Origin of the sequence: Vibrio sp. SCSIO 43086 (genome assembly GCF_051132235.1) — a bacterium.
GTDB classification, from domain to species: Bacteria; Pseudomonadota; Gammaproteobacteria; order Enterobacterales; family Vibrionaceae; genus Vibrio; species Vibrio diabolicus.
The window spans coordinates 1,071,819-1,092,481 of record NZ_CP072677.1 but is presented as its reverse complement, the minus strand read 5'-3'; the positions used below and the strand labels follow the sequence as shown (position 1 = coordinate 1,092,481).

The following is a 20,663-nucleotide window of genomic DNA, read 5'->3' as shown; positions in this document are numbered from 1 at the left end:
TTTATGGAAATGATTGAGCCAACTATGCTGTTGGTGTTGGCGCTTGTCGCTTTTGTCGCTGGATTTATTGATGCAGTTGCCGGTGGTGGTGGCATGCTAACCGTACCTGCTCTACTATCATTGGGCTTGCCGCCCCATATTGCACTAGGCACCAATAAACTTGCGGCTACCTTTGCCTCTTCTACTGCGGCATTTACGTACTACAAGAAACGTTTATTCAAGCCTCAATGCTGGGGAAGAGCATTTGTAGCGACGCTTGTCGGAGCAACATTAGGTACCCTACTTGTGGACGCGATTAGCACGGATTGGCTAGAAAAAGGGTTACCTCTTGTTATTTTAGCGGCGGCGTTATACACCGTCTTCCATAAAACACCGCACTCTCCTCATCAAAGTCCAATTCCCGAGCCTTGCCCAAAACTTCATAGAAAACAGTACATGCAAGGATTATCCATAGGATTTTATGACGGGCTCGCAGGGCCTGGAACTGGGGCTTTTTGGACGGTAAGTTCAATGGCTCTTTATCGGCTGAATATCTTGCTCGCCTCTGGCTTAGCAAAAGCAATGAACTTTACCAGCAACTTTACCTCTTTGATTACGTTTGCAGTCCTCGGTCATATCAACTGGGTGCTAGGCTTAACAATGGGGGTATGTTTAATGGCTGGCGCTTTTGTTGGCGCGCATTCCGCCATTCGGTTTGGTTCTAAATTCATTCGCCCTGTATTTGTTACTGTCGTCAGTATACTGGCCATAAAATTGGCTTATGACGCATGGTTTGTAGGTTTGTCATGAACATTTCTCAACTCCAGGAAAACCTAGAACAAATGGCGAAGCAAGCCGCTGTTCTTGACCGTCAAAGAGGCGAACACCATGTTCCGCTTTTTGATGAGCGCTTATTTGGTTGTCGCTCTCGCTTACTTACTCCTTGCGTAAAAGAAGCAAAAGCCACGCTGGATGCGATTGTGCGTGAGCAAAATGAAGGTAAGCTCACCGCTTTGCGTGCTGAGTACCTCACTGAACGGTTAGTAGCGCAAATAGGTGCGATTCAACGCGAGATTTCTACCACCAAAATTCGCAAGAATGAGATCAAACATAGCAGCCATTTCCGCAAGCCTATTAACGTGCTTTATCAGGAACTCGCTCAACACCAAGAGTGGGCAAGACGCTTGCGCGAAATGGTGTTAGAAAAAGAACGTGCTGTCGAAACCGCTCCTAGTTTTATGCGTGCCGAGGCTCAGAAAGTGTTACTAGCGACCGAGCAACGTTTGGCTCGTTGTGAGGCAGCGCTTCTGAAACTAGAGAACCAAATTACACATAGGGAAAAACACCAATAATGGCCGATCAACCAACCTCGCCTTTAGATGACGCACCTGAAGAGATCAAATTGGCTGTCGATTTGATCTATTTACTTGAGAGCAATGAGATAGATCCAGAAGTTGCGCTTAACGCTTTAAAGATCGTGCAAAACGACTTAGAAAACAAATTAAAAGCAAAGTAGCCCAACGTTTCGCTCCTTTCACCGAGACTCGTTTTCAGTGCTCTTGCACAATGATACTATTCATAAAAAAGTACGCCCTCAAAAAGGATAAACAATGAAAGTAATCAGCTTTAACATCAATGGACTACGTGCGCGACTGCACCAACTCCAAGCGCTAATCGACAAACACCAACCAGATGTGATTGGCCTTCAGGAAATTAAAGTTCACGATGAAGCATTCCCGATTGAAGCTGTCGAAGCCATGGGCTACAAAGTGTATTTCCATGGTCAAAAAGCGCATTACGGCGTCGCAATGCTTTGTAAGCAAGAACCTCTACACGTACAAAAAGGGTTCCCGACGGATAACGAAGAGCACCAAAAGCGCATGATCATGGCAACGTTTTTAAATGAAAACGGCGAAAAGGTCACGGTGCTAAACGGCTACTTCCCTCAAGGGGATAACATCAGCCACGAAACAAAATTCCCATACAAACGTCAGTTTTATAAAGATCTGATGACCTACCTAAACGATCATCACAATAGTGACGAGCAATTGATTGTTATGGGTGACATCAACATCAGCCCTATTGATGCAGATATCGGTATCGGCGAACCAAACCGTAAGCGTTGGCTAAAAACAGGTAAATGTTCATTCCAACCGGAAGAGCGCGAATGGCTGAAAACCTTGCTAGATTGGGGCTTTGAGGACACCTTCCGCAAGCTATATCCAGAAGTGAACGATCAATTCTCGTGGTTTGATTATCGCTCTCGCGGATTTGATGATAACCGAGGTCTACGAATTGATGTCATTTTGGCGACCCCTTCTCTCGCGAAAAAATGTATTGACTCGGGGATCGATTATGAATTACGCGGTATTGAAAAACCTTCAGACCACGCTCCAATTTGGTCGACGTTCAAGTAATACATAACTGAGCAATAAGCGGGACTCAACGCTAAGCTTACCCCATGAAAAGGGAGACTCTGTCTCCCTTTTTCATGCAAGTTACTTTCTACTCAGCTAGTTCAGCGGCCAAACCGTTTGACCATCAACACTGACTGGCGTTTGAGCAAATTCGTTCAGACAGTAGCCGGTATTGCTGCTTGCAAAGTAAGTGAGAGGCATCGGCGGTAGATTCAGCGCCACAACCTGCTGTTTCGCTTTTTCTGTGAACGAGAAGCCCCACATATCTAAATAGCTCGTCATGTCTCGCTGAGAGATGTAGCTCAGAGCAATAAGCAACCAGTCGTTGTTTGAGATGCTATTTGCCTCTTCACGAGAGTAGTTGGTGAAACCAATACTCAATCGTCTCTCATTCCAAAGCGCATCATCCGATTTCAAGCGGTTAAACTCACGTTCAATCAGGTGCAATCGCGCCAATAAATGCCAACCATTTTGCAGTACACCTTCATGCTGCGTCGCCATCATCATTTGAATGTAAACGCGAGCTCCCCAACTCCAACCAGTTTGATTTTTCGCTGCCATGTAAGCGTTTGGATCCGCTTGAGTTCGGCTTGCTTGCAATAATTCAAACTGGCCTTTGAAATCTAAGCTTTGGCAAGTTGAAACTTTCCCCGTATTCTGGAAGAAACGAGACTTACTGTAATACGAGTAGTAATTAGTCGTTGAATGCCCTTCCCAGCCTGCAAATCGGAATCGACCTTTTTCCAAGCCATGACCAAGCTCATGTAAATCACCGTGACCGAGTGGGCTGAATGACCAGTAAGCATCGTATGGGTTACCAGAACAGCCGTAACCACACGTTGCTTGGTCAGCGTTCATATGCTTCACCATATCAATATTGGCGATTTCCCAACCTTGATTTTTGGCATACTGGATAATTTCCGGAACCTCATCGATACCCGGCCCTTGGAAACCAGCCAAGACATGTGGGTAGTTATGAACATACTCTTCTGTCGCCAGCGCCATTTCAGCTGGTGTCGACCACATCTCATCGTTGACAGATTCAAGCATTTTGTCACGTTTAGAATGTACCTCAAATCCAGGCGTGATCAGTTCAGCCCAATCGAACAAATTCGCTTCAAGCTGCTGAATAAACGCATCGTTATCCTTTTCACTTCTCCATACAGGGTGTTGCGCTACATGGCTAAATGTTAGAGCTACTGGTACATCATTATTGTTAAAGTGAACCTGGATAGGCCCGCCATAAGGTGAAGTCAGCGTGATGGTTTCACCCGGCTTCACCTCATAGGCGAAAGAAGTCAGCATTTTTGGTCGCGTGTATCCATCTTTGCTGAACTCATGAGTTGCACCACTTCTTAAACTGTTGATGACAATTTTAGTCGTCACTTCATTACTGTCATTGCGCGTGACCGTAAAGGTCTCCCCAGGAAGCGCATACACACCAGCAGAGCGGAAGTTACGCTTTGATTCCATATTAATCGTTGCGCTGATTCTCTTTACTTCAGGGCTAAACTCACTACGGCTGAAGTTCCCCATATTTGGTTGTTTTGGGTTCACGCTTCGGCTGTTGTATTGTACGTAATCGGCAAAATACGATTTTAGGAATTCGGTCGTTTGGGTTGATTGTTTGTCCATTGGGAACACAACCGTTTGACGATAGTGATCAGCCAGCAATACCATGAGTTTTTCGTATTGGTAGCCATCTTGATTAAACAAATCTACTTTTTGTTCATCAAGCTTTTTCAACCGATGGCGAATACTGTTTGCCCCTGCATAAAATTGACTTTCCATATTCGCAGTGTCAGGACAAGATTTGTCATCACACTGTGACAAGTCAACATTGAAGTTTTGAGATTCAAAACGAGACAACAGCGCTTGTTGCGTAGCAACAGAGTCTGGCACGAAGTTCATGAGTGATGAAGGCGCCCAATCAACCAAGCCTAACTTACGCCAATAGTTATCTCCCACATAATCAACATGGAATTTTTCCAAAATGTCTCGGCCAAGTTCAGTTAGTCCTCCATCCCAATGCAGGTATAGAACAGGAATTTGGGCTTGCTCAGCGTATGCCAGAGCATCGAGTACTTGTTGGTTGGTGTCGCCAGATTGCAGATGCTGTGACAAGATCAATAAGTTTGGAGTATTGGTTTGCAAGCAGCTAAGTAGCTTCGAACCATCGCATAGGTTGGCCTCGTTAAACGCCAACTCTTGTGAAACATTGTCTTTCAGCCAATTCCGAGTCGCTTGCTCATCAGGGAAGTAATAAGACTGATCCATTTGCGCGATGACAACGTTTGAAGTAGCTCCGCCTGACAACCAAGTGACCAGGTTGCTTAGCCATTGAGTCATCGCTGCATTCGAAGACTCGGGAAAGCGTTGTGCCGTTCTAAATGGGTTACTACCTAATAGCGCATAACGTTGACCATGAGCTTTTTCTCCAGCAACGCCAATTGACAACGCCTGATCTTTATAACCGCTAACCATGGCCTTGTTGGTCATCAAGATTGTGTCGTTGAACCCATACTGAGGTGCCAATATCGCTGCATCATAGGTTGGATCCCAATAAAGGCCAGAAAGGTTTTTCGCAATTGCAGATTTGATCGTATTCGACTGTTTCTTGTGCCCTTCCACAACTTGCCGACTTTCTCGAATGAAATCGTTCGGGTCAGAAACGAGCAGAGCATTACCAGTTTCCAGAGCTTGTTGAACTGGAGCTGGCGTTGGTTTTACTTGAGCATTAGATTGTGACTCTCCCTCTCCCCCACCACATCCAGTGGCAACGGCGGCAAGGCCCAACGATAGAATTGTTTTTTTCATTTTTTACTTACTAAACAATGGGTTTATCAAATATTAATGTAAGTGCATGAATAAAAAGAAATAGTCTTTTGTATCGGTAGGAAAAATAGGAATGAAGATAACAAAATCATCAAAAAGCAATGGTACCCATTTAGATACCATTGCTGACACTAATTATTAACTTAAAGGACGTAGGTATGCCAAGAAGCGCTTCTCTGCCACTTTAAAGCACCACAAGATCATAAACGTCAGTGCCATGTAGAACAGCCCCGCCGTAAGGAAAGATTCAAATGGCGCATAGTAACGTGAGTTAACTAAGCGCGCAGCGCCAGTTAGATCCATAATGGTAACGATACCCGCGACCGCACTACCGTGCAGCATGAAAATCACTTCGTTTGAATAAGCTGGTAATGCTCGACGCAGTGCACTCGGCAAGATAATACGTCTGTATGTCATAAACTTACTCATCCCATACGCTTTGGCAGCTTCTACTTCACCTTTGGGCAAGCCATTAATCGCACCACGAATAATTTCTGCTGTATAAGCCGACGTATTAAGAATAAAAGCGACTAAAGCACAAAACCAGGCGTTTTCCCACAAGGTATCTTTCACAGGAAAGAACTGATCCATACCGTAATAAATCAAATACAACTGGACCAACAACGGTGTTCCACGGAAAAAGTAAATGAATCCCCAAGAAGGTAAGCTAAAGGCATAATTCGCACTATTACGTGCCACAGCTAATGGAATCGAGACACACAAACCGATAACCAACGCTAACCCTACCAGCCAAACTGTCGTCCAAAGTCCCTGAAGATAAGTTGGGAAGCTTTCAATAATCAAAGAAAAATCCATAACTTACCTCGCATGAATACTGAACTTACGCTCAACAAGCTTGAGTAGCCCGGTCGAAACGCTGGTAAAAAACAGAAAGATGAGCGCGACAGCCATGTAAAAGGTAAACGGCATTTTCGTCGTACCTGCCGCCAACGAGCTCATTCTCACCATGTCATCCAGGCCGATGATGGAAACTAACGCAGTGGTCTTGAGTAACACTAACCAGTTATTACCAAATCCAGGTAATGCATGACGAATCATCTGAGGCAGTAAGATTCTTCTAAACGATAAGGCTGAGCTCATACCATAAGCTTTCGCCGCTTCTAGTTCACCTTTGTCCACCGCCATGATCGCTCCGCGAAAAGTCTCCGCCATGTAGGCACCAAAGATAAAACCAATCGTGAGTACACCTGCAATAAATGGGCTGACATCAATATAGTCGGGTAAGTAAGACGTCCATTCATGGTTTGGATCACTCGAAGCAAACCACTCATTGAGCGTTTCGTTAATGGAGTACAGGCTATTGTTTAAAAGTATTTGTCCACCAAAGAAAATCAGCATCATCAGAACCAAATCTGGAATGCCGCGAATGACGGTGGTGTAAAGAGTGGCAATCGCCCTTGCCCATTTGTAAGGTGCTAACTTAGCTAATGCGCCAAGCATACCTAAGATCACGGCAAGAAGGAGTGAAAGCACTGCAACTTCTATCGTTACTAAAGCCCCTTTTAAAATCGAAGCTTCGTATCCTTGTAAATCTAGCATAGGTGAGTTCCTAATCCCTAAACTCAAAAAATCGACCGTTGACTACTTCTAGGAACAAGCCAACGGTCGCTTAATTACGGTTTATTCACCGTACACATCGTAGTTAAAGTATTTACCAGCAATTTCTTGATAAACACCTTTCTCACGTAGTGAAATTATCGCCGCGTCCAATTTCTTCGTTAGATCTTTATCTTGTTTACGCACGGCAATACCAAAACCTTCACCGAACCACTTAGGATCGGTCAATGACGGACCAACAAACTCGTACGCGTCGCCGCCCGCTTTATTAAGCACACCTTCTTCTAGAGCAGAGGCGTCGCCCAATACAGCGGCAACACGACCATTGGCTAAATCTAGGTAAGCCTCATCAAAAGAACCGTAACGAACAATTTCTACTTTATCGCCATAGTTATCTGTCAGATATTTGTCGTGTGTTGTTGCACGTTGAACGGCGATTTTCTTGCCATCTAGGTTGTCAAAATCCAGATTCGCGCCCTTCTTGGCAATAAATTTGTTTGGAATCAGTGCGTATTTGCCAGTGAAATCGACTTTCTTCTTACGCTCTTCAGTAATAGACATCGCAGCGATGATTGCGTCGTACTTACGCGCTAATAGAGAAGGAATGATGCCATCCCAATCTTGCGCGACAATCTTACATTTCACTTGCATTTCTTCACAAAGCGCGTTGGCCATGTCTACGTCGAAGCCTTTCAGAGAACCATCAGTTTCTGTCCAGCTAAACGGAGGGTAAGCACCCTCAATGCCGAAGCGAACTGTTTTCCATTCTTTCGCTTGAGCGACACCAGATACTGCCGTTGCAGCGATCGTTGCTGCTAATAACCACTTTTTCATTTCCATACTCCTGTGATTGCTATTTTATTTCGTTTTGTTTGTTGTGCTGGCTTAGGAGGCAATAGTCTGCCGCCTAAAAATATTAGTAAATGGATGAGATAAACTGCTGTAATCGTTCTGAATCCGGGTTTGTAAATAGCTTAGCTGGATTTCCCTGTTCTTCCACTAAGCCTTGATGCAAGAACATCACATGGTTTGATACGTCTCGCGCAAATGCCATTTCGTGCGTGACCACCAGCATGGTTCGTCCTTCATCTGCCAAATCTCTCATTACCCCTAATACTTCCCCAACAAGTTCTGGGTCAAGCGCAGAGGTTGGCTCGTCAAACAACATCACTTCAGGGTCAACTGCTAGCGCACGGGCAATAGCGGCACGTTGCTGCTGACCGCCAGATAAGTGCCCAGGATAATAGTCTTTACGCTCATACAGGCCTACTTTCTTAAGCAAGACTTCTGCGTTTTCAATCGCTTGGGCTTTTGGTACGCCTAGAACATGAACAGGGGCTTCAATCACGTTTTCTAATACTGTCAGGTGTGACCATAAGTTGAAACCTTGGAACACCATCGCTAGACGTGAGCGAATACGTTGCACTTGCTTTTCATTAGCAGGAACGGATTCCCCTGCTCGGTTGTTCTTCATTTGGATTAATTCACCATTCACCCAAATTTCGCCTGCGGTAGGCGTTTCTAGCAAGTTGATACATCTAAGAAAGGTACTCTTACCAGAACCGGAAGAGCCAATGATGGAGATGACATCTCCTTTGTGCGCGGCAAGAGAAATTCCTTTGAGAACTTCATTTTGTCCAAATGTTTTGTGCAGGTCTTTTATATCTAGCGCTGGTACATCATTCATGCGCTCTACTCCCTGTGTTTTTGTCACTGCAATTAAGGGACTCCGCCCTCTCTAATTCGGAACAAATTAGCACCACACCCTGAAACTTGCAACAAATTATTAACCTAAATAATTCGAATAGAAAGATACGATAGCCAAATTAATATGCAATATATAGCAACTTATTCTTTTATTCGTGAATATAGACCACAAAAAAGCCCCTCAAGCGAGGGGCTAAATAATGAATATTTTTAACAATTATCGTGACAACTTAGTATATTTAAGGGTTCGGATGTCAGTATCATGCCTCGCTCTTTGGCTTGGTTTTACGACCAATGCAACAGTGTCTTCGTCTTCATATTGCGCCATTAAGTTTTGCACCTGCGCTTCTGACAAACTGTCGTACTCATAAGCATCCACAGACAAAGTTTCAGGGGTAGCTGAGGAAAGCCCCGTTTGAGTCAAATCTGGAATCACCAGTTGTGACCCCGCCGGTTTACCAATAATTACGTGCTCTAGCGTTTTGATTGTAGGTGAACTAACACTTTGAGTATACTTCGCGCGGACAACTAACTCGTTCGAAGAGTCCACTCCCGTGATTCGCACAACTCCATTTACTCCAGAGTTGATAATAGAGGGCTTAACATCGTAAGTCTGCAATGAGTCCGGCAATTTGACATCGAGAGAACCTAAGATTCCGCCTACAGTTTTAAATTTCCAACCTGTCGTTAACGTGCCATAAGCTTGGTAGTGATAATTATTATCAAGGCTTGATATAGGGAACGACTCTTCCGTAGCAACATCTGGCGTAAACCAAGAGTAACTGTATAAACCTTTACTTAGACTAATGTTTAGAGACTCAAGATTTGATGTTGGAGCAAATAGGTTTGTCCAATCCAAATCTGTATCAATAGTTTCCAGTACTGCTATGGAAGGCGCAGACTCAGAGCCTAATTTACTCGTAAATTCATAACCAGAAAGTTTTCCATTAAGGATACCTTTAACAAGAACTGATTCATCGCCGAGTTTTTCAACTTCCTTAGAGTTAGATGTATCGATGCTATTGCCCTCTTGGGAAGACAAAAATTGGTAACTATCAGCTTGCACGTTTAGTGTTGATGCTAAGATGTAACCTTTTTGAGGAACAGGTGTAGCATCTGCTGAATAACATTTGTCAACTTGCGGTCTTTTGACTTGTATAAGTTGCGACTCAAGATACTCTTTTTGGATAGATAACGCTTTATAGAAAGGGTCACTATCACTCGGAGAATCTATAACCGTAACATAGCTATTAGCCTCCAAAGGATACTTATCAATAGTTAGAACCCCATTAGTATCAGGGTGTTTAGTATCGATGACATTGCCCTTCGAATCATGGATATAAACTGTTACATCGCTAGCCTTTCGCGCATACGTATATGTCGTAATGTTATCTTTCTGTACTTTATCGAAAATAGTGCAAGTAGCAGATTTATCAGTTGTAGTTGTCACTTTCTGAATAAAAGTAAGAGTGACATAGTCTGACGGAGTACCACCACCGCCGCCACCGCCACCGCCGCCACAACCGACCATTAACCCTGAGATGATTGCCACTAGTGGCAGTACTTTAAGCTGTTTCATGTCTTTTTCCTAAACTGAGCGGCAATGATTAGCCAAAAAATCGTCTTTGCCCTGTAGAAAGCAAGAATAAAGCCAGCTTTATATAATCATCATGAATATTGATATTTACCCCGCATCCCTCGAACGATAAGAGCAACAAATTCTAATTTTATGCAACTTGTGTAATGAAATTACACAAGATTTCACCATCTCATTCGCATGCCAGAAACTTTCTGTAGTTTTATTTCACAACCATTCTTAAAGTGATCTAAATCAATCACCCTAAATGGCTATCTTGCTAGACTCCTGCCAAAAGATGAGGATTTTTTTGTGCCTCAACACAATAAGTTATTAGCTATGCTTAGGCACAATGTCGACGTGTAACAAATCTAATAATAGCTAGCATAAGCGTGCCGCAGGATGCGGATTAACACAATTGAATGAAGAATTCATAACTTTAAATATATGAGGAATCTATGTCAGACGCAGTTAACAAAACGCACTCTGATTCAGATATCGAGACCAAGAGCTACCGTGAGCTTCATCGTCCAGCATCTGAGTTCGCAAGCCGTTCAGACTACCTAGACCACGAACTACAAATTATGAAGCCGCGTCGTTTCGGCTTAAACTTGCCAGGTCGTGACTTCCGTTTTGAACTTGAAGATCTTGTTCCAGCACTTGCCGGTACGATTGGTATTATCGCGATGTACTCTGCGGTAATGATGTCTTGGGCTGAAGGCCTAACTGCCGCATGGGACCATGTTAATCTGGGCAAAGATTTCGCCATCGAAGTTGCCCGTGTAGAGATGCTCATCCCTGCACTTCTTTTCTGTGTACTTGCTTCTGGCTTTATTAACCCTAAAGCCAACCTAGCTGGTAACCACGGCCCAATGATCCCTCTTATTGGTACCATCGCGCTTGCTGGTGCTCACCCTCTTGCATTGGCAATTCTCATTGGTGTGTTTGGTTTAATTCTGAGCCTGTTAAAAGGTGGTTCAAAACTGGTTAACCTCACCTCTGAAGGTACGGCTGGTGGCCTTCTCATCTTCTTGGGTTTAACCGGAACGATGAGCCAAATTAATTCCATTCAAGCTTGGGCTGTTGGTTTGCAATCCGACACAGTTGCCGCAGGTAGCATGGGTTACATCGGTCTAATCGTTCTTGCGGTTACTATTGGCCTATACGCGTTCCTTGCTAAAGTGAACAAACGCTGGCTAGCAATCCCTGTTTGTGCCTTCACTGGCCTTGCAATCGCACTTGTTCTTGGCGCAGGCTTCGATATTAAATTCGTAACCGAGACGGGTCTTCCAAACCTAAACCCAATCTACTGGTGGGGTTCAACAGAAGAAGGTTGGATGCTTGGTCTTCCTAATATGGAACACTTCATTGCTTCTCTACCATTCGCAATTCTTGCTGTAGCAATGTGGTCTCCTGACTTCTTGGGTCACCGCATCTTCCAAGAAATGAACTACCCACGTAAGAGTGAAAAAGTACTGATGGACGTTGATGACACAATGACAATGTGTTCTGTGCGCCAAATGGTCGGTACCGCTGTCGGTGGTGGTAACATCACATCATCTTGGGGGACTTACATGATCCCTGCAGCAATCGCGAAGCGCCCTATTCCTGGCGGTGCAATCTTACTAGGTTCTCTATGTATTATTGTTGCAATCCTTGGTTTCCCTATGGATGTTGCAGTATGGCCACCAGTTATGCGCGTTGCTCTTCTCGTTGGTGTCTCTCTACCACTACTTGAAGCAGGCATGCAGATGGTGAAAGACTCAAAAGATTCACAAGCAGCAGGCATCTGTATCTTTGGTTCAGCAGTCGTTAACCCTGTTCTAGCTTGGGCACTAACTATGCTTTTAGATAACAACGGCTTAATTGGTGATAAAGAGCGCGCGTCTCGCTTGTCGTTTGTAGACAAGATTGTGATCCCAGTAAGCGTACTTATTATCTGTTTAGTTGCTATGCTTGCAGTTGGTATGCTTGAAGGCCAATATGGCATCCAAGCTTGGCTGTAAAGCTGAAAGTTCAGAAAATGTGTGGGTAGCGCTAGTCGCTACCCCATTTTTATCGAGATTTTTGAGGATTTATTGATTTAGTTTAAGGTTTGCAAAAAAATTTTAGTTTAACCTCTAACTGTTGCTTAAAAAGAGAAACGTTAAAACTAGTGACAATATTTATAGTTTTGTAACTCGAACATTTAAATTTAAGACTATAAATATTGTTATTCATAAGAGTGTACTGTTCCCCTCTTTAACTTGGGGATAGCTGGCTCAACGGCGAAGCAGTACGTATTTTTTTCTACTAAAAAGGTAGGTATGTCATGGCAGAGCAATTTGCTAAAGCTTGGGAAGGTTTTGCTGCAGGCGACTGGCAAAACGAAGTAAACGTTCGTGATTTCATTCAGAAGAACTACACTCCGTACGAAGGCGACGAATCTTTCCTAGTTTCTGAAGGTACTGAAGCGACTAACAAGCTTTGGGCTAAGGTAATGGAAGGCATCAAACAAGAGAACGCGACTCACGCTCCTGTTGATTTTGATACTTCAGTTATCTCTACCATCACTGCTCACGATGCAGGCTACATCGAAAAAGACCTAGAAACTATCGTAGGTCTTCAAACTGACGCTCCTCTAAAACGTGCGATCATCCCTAACGGTGGTATCCGTATGGTTGAAGGTTCATGCAAAGCCTACAACCGCGAGCTTGACCCACAAGTTAAGAAAATCTACACAGAATACCGTAAAACTCACAACCAAGGCGTTTTCGACATCTACACTCCACAAATCATGGCGTGTCGTAAGTCTGGCGTATTGACTGGTCTTCCTGATGCATACGGTCGTGGTCGTATCATCGGTGACTACCGTCGTGTTGCTCTATACGGTATTGATTTCCTAATGAAGGATAAATTCGCACAGTTCTCTTCTCTACAAGAGCGTTTCGAGAACGGCGAAGACCTACAAATGACAATGCAGCTTCGTGAAGAGATCGCAGAGCAACACCGTGCTCTAGGTCAAATCAAAGAAATGGCTGCAAAATACGGTTGTGACATTTCTCGTCCTGCTGAAACTGCACAAGAAGCTATCCAGTGGACTTACTTCGGTTACCTAGCTGCTGTTAAATCTCAAAACGGCGCGGCAATGTCTCTAGGCCGTACGTCTACGTTCCTAGACATCTTCATCGAGCGCGATATCGCTGCTGGCCGCATCACAGAAGAACAAGCTCAGGAAATGATCGACCACTTCGTAATGAAACTACGTATGGTTCGTTTCCTACGTACTCCTGAGTACGATGATCTATTCTCTGGCGACCCTATCTGGGCAACTGAGTCTATGGGTGGTATGGGTCTTGACGGTCGTACGCTAGTTACTCGTACAAACTTCCGTTTCCTAAACTCACTATACACAATGGGTCCTTCTCCAGAGCCAAACATCACTGTCCTTTGGTCTGAGCAACTACCTGAAGGCTTCAAGAAGTTCTGTGCGAAAGTGTCTATCGATACTTCTTCAATCCAGTACGAAAACGACGACCTAATGCGTCCAGACATGAACTCTGACGACTACGCAATCGCATGTTGTGTATCTCCAATGGTTGTTGGTAAGCAAATGCAGTTCTTTGGTGCTCGTGCTAACCTTGCGAAAACTATGCTTTACACCATCAACGGTGGTGTGGATGAGAAGCTAAAAATCCAAGTTGGTCCACAAATGCCGAAGATCGAAGGCGATGTACTGAACTACGATGAGTTGTGGGAGAAAATGGACCACTTCATGGATTGGCTAGCGAAGCAGTACGTGACTGCACTAAACGCTATCCACTTCATGCACGACAAGTACAGCTACGAAGCGGCACTAATGGCTCTACATGACCGTGACGTTAAACGTACTATGGCTTGTGGTATTGCTGGTCTATCTGTTGCGGCTGACTCTCTGTCTGCAATCAAATACGCAAAAGTTAAGCCAATCCGTGACGAAGACGGTCTAGCAATCGACTTCGAAATCGAAGGTGATTACCCTAAATTTGGTAACAACGACCCACGCGTTGATGATATCGCATGTGAACTTGTTTCTGTATTTATGGGCAAAATCCGTAAGCTTAAGACTTACCGTGATGCAATCCCTACTCAGTCAATTCTTACTATCACTTCAAACGTGGTTTACGGTAAGAAAACTGGTAACACACCTGACGGTCGTCGTGCTGGTGCTCCATTTGCTCCAGGTGCTAACCCAATGCACGGTCGCGATGAGAAAGGTGCCGTAGCATCACTAACTTCAGTTGCAAAACTGCCGTTTGCTGACGCACAAGATGGTATCTCTTACACATTCTCTATCGTACCTAATGCACTAGGTAAAGATGAGGGTTCACAACGCGCTAACCTAGCTGGCCTGATGGATGGTTACTTCCACCACGAAGCGGGTATCGAAGGTGGTCAACACCTAAACGTGAACGTTCTTAACCGCGAAACTCTAGAAGACGCCGTTAAGCACCCAGAGAAATACCCTCAGCTAACAATCCGTGTATCTGGTTACGCTGTTCGCTTTAACTCTCTAACTGCAGAGCAACAAGCTGACGTAATCGCACGTACATTCACAGAGTCTCTATAAGACTTTAGTGAAATAACGTTTTAGTGATACAACAAAGGCTGATGCTTCTAAGCATCAGCCTTTTTTTATTTCTTGAATGAAAGTTGTGATATTACGAAAGATTTTGCCCACATTCTTACGTATGATGCGAAAAAAGTTAGTAAATAAAGTATATGAAACTCAGTAAATTAATTGTTCTTACTCTTCTTTCTCCAGTTGCGATGGCATCCACTAAGTCTACGGTCTCTTTTACACTCGACAATGATGGTATTTTCGGCGTCGACCAAGACTACACAAATGGTATTTTTCTTTCCTACGCAACAGGCCAACTGAAACAAGAAAGCCAATGGAAATGGCTGAGTCTGGATGACTCAGAACACGCCAATATCGATAAAATAGAGTTGGTTCTTGGCCACAAAATGTGGACTCCGAGCGACATTGAAGCGGATTATCCACTGGTCAATGATCGCCCATATGCGGGTTATCTACATACTGAGATCAACTATCTTTCTTTGACTGATGATAAGGCCGTCCGCTACAACTTCACCATCGGTGCAACAGGTGAAAGTTCGCTTTCAGAAAAAGCGCAAGAAATCGTTCACGGCATAACAGGCTCGACTGACCCACAAGGTTGGGATTACCAGATCGACGATAAAGTGGCGTTTAGCCTTGGCTACCGCGTATTTAATAAATTGATGCGCAGCGAAGAACAAAAAACGCAATGGGAAATCACCAACATTAACGACATCAATGCAGGTAACTTCCGTAGTGATGTCTCTCAAGGCGTCATGTTTCGTTGGGGTACAAACCTAGCAAGCAGTATCGGAGCCGCCAATATTAGTGTTGAGAGCCCGTTCTCAGCGAGTATGCTCGCACAGGATACTTCAAGCTGGTTCTTATTTACGGGGTTTGAAGGTCGTTACCGTTTCAATGACATGACCATCGAAGGCGATCGCCCTGGTATTCCTGAGCCATCCGCGCCATACGACGTCACACTGCAAAATTGGCAAGCAAGCGCCGTAGCGGGTGCAACTTGGTATAACCAAAATTACGGTGCAAGCCTAACCTTTACGATAAAAACGCCAGATTATGAAGAATCCCAAACTGATGTTTATGGGACAGGCTCCTTCTCTGTGTTCGCCTTTTTCTAAAAGCTGACTTATCCCTGTATCCGTACCAATCTAAATACAAGGCAAAGTTCTCTCGTTTGGTATTAACCAACCCTGTGATCAAGCATTTATTTAGATTGGTCTATCTATTTTATTTCTTCACATAACCTTGCCTTTAGTACCGACAAAGCTGTTTTAACCCTGCTTTTTGTAATAAAATAACAGCTAGAATTTACTAGTAATGAGAGCAAAAGATGTCAACAACTGGTCGTATTCACTCATTTGAGTCATGTGGTACCGTAGACGGACCTGGTATTCGTTTTATCGTCTTCTTGCAAGGTTGTTTGATGCGCTGTAAGTATTGCCACAATCGCGATACATGGGATACGCATGATGGCAAAGAAGTTACGGTTGAAGAGATCATTTCCGAAGCGAAAAGTTACCGCCACTTCATGAATGCATCAGGTGGTGGCGTTACTTGTTCTGGCGGCGAAGCGATGCTTCAGCCTGAATTTGTACGGGACTTTTTCCGCGCAGCTAAGGCAGAAGGTATTCATACGTGTCTAGATACGAACGGTTATGTTCGTAAACACACTGATGTTATCGATGAAGTACTGGATGCAACAGACTTAGTAATGCTTGATATCAAGCACATGAAAGATGAAGTACACCAAGATCTCATCGGCGTATCGAACCGACGTACATTGGACTTTGCTCGTTACTTGCAAAAAATCGGAAAGAAAACTTGGATTCGCTATGTAGTCGTGCCTGGTTACACAGATGACCCAGAAGCAGCACACATGCTTGGTGAGTTTATTAAAGATATGGATAACATCGAAAAGGTCGAGTTACTTCCTTATCACAAATTGGGTGCCCATAAATGGGAAGCATTGGGCTTAGAATACCCACTCGAAGGGGTAAACCCTCCACCGAAAGAAACCATGGACGAGATTCAATCCATTCTTGCGCAGTACAACGATAACGTAAAATACTAAGTGAACAGCAAGACTAACCTCTTTAAAATACCAGCATATTGCTGGTATTTTTTTAACTATACCTAAGTACCTTCAATGAATATCTATGAAGTGATTTAGGTATAAAAAGAACAATAGAAATGATTGCGTCATGATCGCATAGGAAGGTAGTAACATGGATTGGTTTAACTTGGGCTCGCTGGTTGTCATACTTTGGATAGTACTCGCCTACTGTCTACCAGATTGGAAAAAAGTCGTTTGGCCCAAGCTTGAAAAGGAAAAAGCATTTCAGCACCTCGTTTTTGCAACACTCTTTTTTTTCAGCATCTTATGGGCAACCCAGGCAGGCGTAAAAGAAGGACTACAGATTCATTTTCTCGCGCTAACAACGCTGACGATGATGTATGGTTGGCGTATGGCCTTTCTAATCAGTATCCCCGCAATGCTGGTCAACCACCTGCTACATGATGTGTCGTTGTTGCAGTTACCCACGTCTTTAGTATTGTCTGCCCTGCTTCCTATCTTCATTAGTTACCTCGTCTTTCTTTTGAGTTATCACTACTTGCCAAGAAACATTTTTGTGTTCATCTTCGTTGCAGGTTTTTTCAACGGCGCGATAACAGGAAGCCTGCATCTGCTGATTAACTCCTTTTACCATTTATCGGTTGGTCATTACGATTGGGAAACCATTCAACATAACTACTTTATTTTTGTACCGTTGCTTGCCTTCCCTGAGGGCCTATTAAATGGTATGTCACTGGCGGTTTTAACCGTATTCAAGCCAGAGTGGCTAAGAGTATTTTCAGACCGAGACTACATATACAATCATTACCATAAATAAGTGTTTTTAAACTGGTCAAAAGTGACAGTTCTTGCCATTTTTTAGTATTAAATATGTGTTGAGATCATGTTTCACTCATGTCTTAAGCGTTAACCTAAGCACATTAAAAATGTATTAGATATCTAGTGAGGTCATCATGGAAATGTCAAACGCTCAACGTTTGATTCTATCAAACCAATACAACCTTATGTCTCAACTTGATCCAAGTAATGCGGCCAAATACAAACGCTTACAAACGATCGTTGAACGTGGCTATGAGCTACAAATGCGTGAGTTGAATAAAGATTTCGGCTGTCTGTCAGAAGCGGAGTGTCGTGAGATCATCGACGTTATGGAGATGTATCACGCGATGCAAGAATCTTACAACATGCTCGATACCGAAGATCGTAACAAAGTGGATCAGCGCCGCTTGCAGTTTCTTGGGTTTGATATTGCTTCAGAGGCCCAACAAGTCCATTACGTACGCTTCCTTATTGATTCTGAAGGTCTGTACCCTCAATTTGATAAAGCAGACCATCACTTTAACAGCCAAATGCCAATGCTGGATAAATACCGTCGTATGCTACAAACTTGGCGCAACTGCCCTCGTCAGTACCATTTATGCGAAAACGAGCTTGCACAAATCTTCAGCGCATAAAATATTCGTCTACGAAAAGGAAAGCACTCGCTTTCCTTTTTTATTTGCCCTGTCACAACCTTACCGCTGCTTTTTCACCTTCTTACGCTTCCCTTGTGCGATGTAGAGCAATGAATCACTGAGACTCTTCTGTCTTTGCCAAATATCTGATTTCTATTGCACCTATTCACGACATAAATTCATCTTCAGTGAAAGAGTGATTCAAATGTCACTTTTGCAATAAATTCATAATTGTTAAGCAAAATTGCAAATCCCCGACTAGGCTTAAGTAGAGAAAGGCTGTGATTGAAAGATTCATACCCACCGCTCACCGTTGTAATGAAAAAACTGTCCATAAAGCAAAGTCTTTGGTGTCGCCAATCTTACATTCTGTACGAACCAAATGTGATAACAGGACGTATATTCAAACAACAAGGAGCATAACAATAGGTGGGAAAGCCTGAATCAACGTTCGTCGGTAGACTGACTATTAAAGGGGAAAGCGACATGAGTATTTTCGACCACTATCAATCAAGATATGAAGCTGCAAAAGATGAAGAGATGTCGTTACAGGAGTTTCTAGCCCTGTGTAAGGATGACAAAAGCGCTTATGCTAATGCAGCAGAACGCCTACTGATGGCGATCGGTGAACCAGAGATAATTGATACGGCAAAAGACCCGAGATTGAGCCGCATCTTCTCGAATCGTGTTATCTCTCGTTATGAAACCTTTAAAGATTTTTATGGTATGGAAGATGCCATAGAGCAAATTGTGTCTTACCTAAAACACGCGGCGCAAGGTTTAGAGGAACGTAAGCAGATCCTTTACCTACTCGGTCCTGTCGGCGGTGGTAAGTCCTCACTTGCTGAAAAACTTAAGGCTCTGATGGAACAGATGCCTATCTATGTACTTACTGCCAATGGCGAACGTAGCCCAGTGAATGACCATCCATTCTGTCTATTCAAAGCCACGGAAGACGGCGATATTTTGAAAAAAGAATATGGTATCGAGCAACGTTATCTTCGCTCGATTATGTCGCCATGGGCCGCTAAACGCCTTCATGAATTTGGCGGTGATATCACTAAATTTAAAGTAGTGAAAGTTCGCCCTTCAATTCTCGATCAGATCGGTATTGCTAAAACAGAACCTGGGGATGAAAACAACCAAGATATCTCATCACTGGTTGGTAAAGTCGATATCCGTAAACTCGAACATTATTCGCAAGACGACCCAGATGCCTACAGCTACTCCGGTGCTCTGTGTAAAGCAAACCAAGGTTTAATGGAATTCGTCGAGATGTTCAAAGCGCCGATCAAAGTACTTCACCCACTATTGACGGCAACGCAAGAAGGTAACTTCAACGGTACTGAAGGTCTATCTGCGATTCCATTCGACGGTATGATTCTGGCTCACTCGAACGAATCTGAGTGGCAGACCTTCCGTAACAACAAAAATAACGAAGCCTTCCTCGACCGTGTGTACATTGTAAAAGTACCTTACTGTCTCCGCGTATCCGAAGAAGTGAAAATTTACCAAAAACTGCTTGAAAACAGTGAGCTGTCTCAGGCTCCTTGTTCTCCAAGCACGCTCGAAACTCTAGCGCAATTCAGTATTCTTTCACGCCTGAAAGAGCCTGAAAACTCATCCATTTTCTCAAAAATGCGCGTCTACGATGGTGAAACACTCAAAGACACCGATCCGAAGGCAAAAAGCTATCAAGAGTATCGTGATTATGCGGGTGTCGATGAAGGCATGAATGGTCTCTCTACACGTTTCGCCTTTAAGATTTTGTCGCGCGTATTTAACTTCGACCAAACCGAGGTGGCAGCCAACCCTGTACACCTGTTCTATGTGATTGAACAACAGGTTGAACGTGAACAGTTCCCTGCTGAAACGGCAGAGAAATATCTCGAGTTCTTGAAAGGCTACCTAGTGCCTCGCTACGTTGAATTTATTGGTAAAGAGATTCAGACCGCTTATCTCGAGTCTTACTCTGAATACGGTCAGAACATCTTCGACCGCTATGTCACCTACGCAGACTTCTGGATTCAAGACCAAGAGTACCGAGATCCAGAAACTGGTCAGCTATTTGATCGATCTTCACTCAACGCTGAGCTAGAGAAGATCGAGAAAACCGCTGGTATTTCTAACCCGAAAGATTTCCGAAACGAAATCGTTAACTTTGTGCTTCGTGCGAAAGCGAATAACAATGGTCAAAACCCGGTTTGGACCAGCTACGAAAAACTGCGCACAGTAATCGAGAAGAAAATGTTCTCCAATACCGAAGAGCTACTTCCGGTTATCTCATTTAATGCGAAAACCTCTTCTGAAGATCAGAAGAAGCATGACGACTTTGTCGCTCGCATGATGGAAAAAGGCTATACCGAGAAACAGGTTCGCCTACTTTCTGAGTGGTACCTACGAGTACGTAAGTCATCCTAACCCAGTATTGAGTTAGGTCGCT

The 20,663-nt window shown here is 43.8% G+C and carries 17 protein-coding genes; 11 read left to right on the top strand and 6 right to left on the bottom strand.

From position 1 onward, the window contains the following. Nucleotides 1-3: 3 nt before the first annotated feature. From J8Z23_RS05090 to xthA, 4 genes are all read left to right on the top strand, one after another. Entirely contained in the window at nt 4-789 is a 786-nt protein-coding gene (locus J8Z23_RS05090; RefSeq protein ID WP_005390688.1) for a sulfite exporter TauE/SafE family protein, read from the top strand. Then, nucleotides 786-1,331, top strand: coding sequence for a primosomal replication protein (locus J8Z23_RS05085; RefSeq protein ID WP_012841995.1), 546 nt, complete (start codon nt 786-788; stop codon nt 1,329-1,331). Before J8Z23_RS05090 ends, J8Z23_RS05085 begins: the two co-directional genes overlap by 4 nt. After that, a complete protein-coding gene (gene rsmS, locus J8Z23_RS05080) occupies nt 1,331-1,495 on the top strand; it encodes a pleiotropic regulatory protein RsmS (RefSeq protein WP_005378432.1) in 165 nt (54 codons plus the stop codon). The genes J8Z23_RS05085 and rsmS overlap by 1 nt, the downstream gene beginning before the upstream one ends. Nucleotides 1,496-1,589: 94 nt before the next feature. Next, nucleotides 1,590-2,396, top strand: a complete 807-nt coding sequence (xthA, locus tag J8Z23_RS05075; protein ID WP_256966103.1) for an exodeoxyribonuclease III — start codon at nt 1,590-1,592, stop codon at nt 2,394-2,396. Nucleotides 2,397-2,492: 96 nt separating this feature from the next. Here the strand turns inward: xthA and J8Z23_RS05070 are convergent, their stop codons facing one another. From J8Z23_RS05070 to J8Z23_RS05045, 6 genes are all read right to left on the bottom strand, one after another. Beyond that, a complete protein-coding gene (locus tag J8Z23_RS05070) occupies nt 2,493-5,213 on the bottom strand; it encodes an ImpA family metalloprotease (protein WP_434635172.1) in 2,721 nt (906 codons plus the stop codon). A 156-nt stretch (nt 5,214-5,369) separates the two neighbouring features. Then, nucleotides 5,370-6,047, bottom strand: a complete 678-nt coding sequence (locus J8Z23_RS05065) for an ABC transporter permease (RefSeq protein WP_053807157.1) — start codon at nt 6,045-6,047, stop codon at nt 5,370-5,372. A 3-nt stretch (nt 6,048-6,050) separates the two neighbouring features. Next, on the bottom strand, nt 6,051-6,791 hold the full coding sequence (locus tag J8Z23_RS05060; RefSeq protein ID WP_006742137.1) for an ABC transporter permease: 741 nt from the start codon (nt 6,789-6,791) through the stop codon (nt 6,051-6,053). 81 nt (nt 6,792-6,872) lie between these two features. Further along, nucleotides 6,873-7,643: an ABC transporter substrate-binding protein gene (locus J8Z23_RS05055; RefSeq protein WP_012841998.1), complete on the bottom strand. Its 771-nt coding sequence runs from the start codon at nt 7,641-7,643 to the stop codon at nt 6,873-6,875. A gap of 82 nt (nt 7,644-7,725) precedes the next feature. Next, a complete protein-coding gene (locus tag J8Z23_RS05050) occupies nt 7,726-8,496 on the bottom strand; it encodes an ABC transporter ATP-binding protein (RefSeq protein ID WP_005378438.1) in 771 nt (256 codons plus the stop codon). Nucleotides 8,497-8,733: 237 nt separating this feature from the next. Further along, entirely contained in the window at nt 8,734-10,095 is a 1,362-nt protein-coding gene (locus tag J8Z23_RS05045) for a hypothetical protein (protein ID WP_005390670.1), read from the bottom strand. A gap of 455 nt (nt 10,096-10,550) precedes the next feature. Between J8Z23_RS05045 and J8Z23_RS05040 the strand changes: the two genes are divergently transcribed. The 7 genes from J8Z23_RS05040 (at nt 10,551) to J8Z23_RS05010 (ending at nt 20,641) form a co-directional block, all read left to right on the top strand. Next, nucleotides 10,551-12,098: a DUF3360 family protein gene (locus J8Z23_RS05040; protein ID WP_005390668.1), complete on the top strand. Its 1,548-nt coding sequence runs from the start codon at nt 10,551-10,553 to the stop codon at nt 12,096-12,098. 305 nt (nt 12,099-12,403) lie between these two features. Then, nucleotides 12,404-14,680 (top strand): formate C-acetyltransferase, encoded by a 2,277-nt coding sequence (pflB, locus tag J8Z23_RS05035; protein WP_005390666.1) that lies wholly within the window; start codon nt 12,404-12,406, stop codon nt 14,678-14,680. 152 nt (nt 14,681-14,832) lie between these two features. Further along, the gene (locus tag J8Z23_RS05030) at nt 14,833-15,810 is read left to right on the top strand and encodes a lipid A deacylase LpxR family protein (RefSeq protein ID WP_301658967.1); all 978 of its coding nucleotides are present in this window, start codon (nt 14,833-14,835) and stop codon (nt 15,808-15,810) included. A gap of 212 nt (nt 15,811-16,022) precedes the next feature. Further along, nucleotides 16,023-16,763: a pyruvate formate lyase 1-activating protein gene (pflA, locus tag J8Z23_RS05025; protein WP_005390663.1), complete on the top strand. Its 741-nt coding sequence runs from the start codon at nt 16,023-16,025 to the stop codon at nt 16,761-16,763. 154 nt (nt 16,764-16,917) lie between these two features. Beyond that, nucleotides 16,918-17,583: an energy-coupling factor ABC transporter permease gene (locus tag J8Z23_RS05020; protein WP_006742143.1), complete on the top strand. Its 666-nt coding sequence runs from the start codon at nt 16,918-16,920 to the stop codon at nt 17,581-17,583. A gap of 136 nt (nt 17,584-17,719) precedes the next feature. Then, complete coding sequence (locus J8Z23_RS05015) at nt 17,720-18,220, top strand: YfbU family protein (RefSeq protein ID WP_005390659.1); 501 nt, start codon at nt 17,720-17,722, stop codon at nt 18,218-18,220. A 486-nt stretch (nt 18,221-18,706) separates the two neighbouring features. Further along, complete coding sequence (locus tag J8Z23_RS05010) at nt 18,707-20,641, top strand: PrkA family serine protein kinase (RefSeq protein ID WP_005390658.1); 1,935 nt, start codon at nt 18,707-18,709, stop codon at nt 20,639-20,641. The last annotated feature ends 22 nt before the right edge of the window (nt 20,642-20,663 follow it).

Coding starts and splice junctions, on each gene's coding strand:
- J8Z23_RS05015 (WP_005390659.1), top strand. CDS start 17,720: ATGGAAATGTCAAACGCTCAACGTTTGATTCTATCAAACCAATACAAC.
- xthA (WP_256966103.1), top strand. CDS start 1,590: ATGAAAGTAATCAGCTTTAACATCAATGGACTACGTGCGCGACTGCAC.
- J8Z23_RS05070 (WP_434635172.1), bottom strand. CDS start 5,213: ATGAAAAAAACAATTCTATCGTTGGGCCTTGCCGCCGTTGCCACTGGA.
- J8Z23_RS05040 (WP_005390668.1), top strand. CDS start 10,551: ATGTCAGACGCAGTTAACAAAACGCACTCTGATTCAGATATCGAGACC.
- J8Z23_RS05085 (WP_012841995.1), top strand. CDS start 786: ATGAACATTTCTCAACTCCAGGAAAACCTAGAACAAATGGCGAAGCAA.
- J8Z23_RS05050 (WP_005378438.1), bottom strand. CDS start 8,496: ATGAATGATGTACCAGCGCTAGATATAAAAGACCTGCACAAAACATTT.
- J8Z23_RS05060 (WP_006742137.1), bottom strand. CDS start 6,791: ATGCTAGATTTACAAGGATACGAAGCTTCGATTTTAAAAGGGGCTTTA.
- J8Z23_RS05090 (WP_005390688.1), top strand. CDS start 4: ATGGAAATGATTGAGCCAACTATGCTGTTGGTGTTGGCGCTTGTCGCT.
- J8Z23_RS05010 (WP_005390658.1), top strand. CDS start 18,707: ATGAGTATTTTCGACCACTATCAATCAAGATATGAAGCTGCAAAAGAT.
- J8Z23_RS05045 (WP_005390670.1), bottom strand. CDS start 10,095: ATGAAACAGCTTAAAGTACTGCCACTAGTGGCAATCATCTCAGGGTTA.
- rsmS (WP_005378432.1), top strand. CDS start 1,331: ATGGCCGATCAACCAACCTCGCCTTTAGATGACGCACCTGAAGAGATC.
- J8Z23_RS05055 (WP_012841998.1), bottom strand. CDS start 7,643: ATGAAAAAGTGGTTATTAGCAGCAACGATCGCTGCAACGGCAGTATCT.
- J8Z23_RS05020 (WP_006742143.1), top strand. CDS start 16,918: ATGGATTGGTTTAACTTGGGCTCGCTGGTTGTCATACTTTGGATAGTA.
- pflA (WP_005390663.1), top strand. CDS start 16,023: ATGTCAACAACTGGTCGTATTCACTCATTTGAGTCATGTGGTACCGTA.
- J8Z23_RS05030 (WP_301658967.1), top strand. CDS start 14,833: ATGAAACTCAGTAAATTAATTGTTCTTACTCTTCTTTCTCCAGTTGCG.
- pflB (WP_005390666.1), top strand. CDS start 12,404: ATGGCAGAGCAATTTGCTAAAGCTTGGGAAGGTTTTGCTGCAGGCGAC.
- J8Z23_RS05065 (WP_053807157.1), bottom strand. CDS start 6,047: ATGGATTTTTCTTTGATTATTGAAAGCTTCCCAACTTATCTTCAGGGA.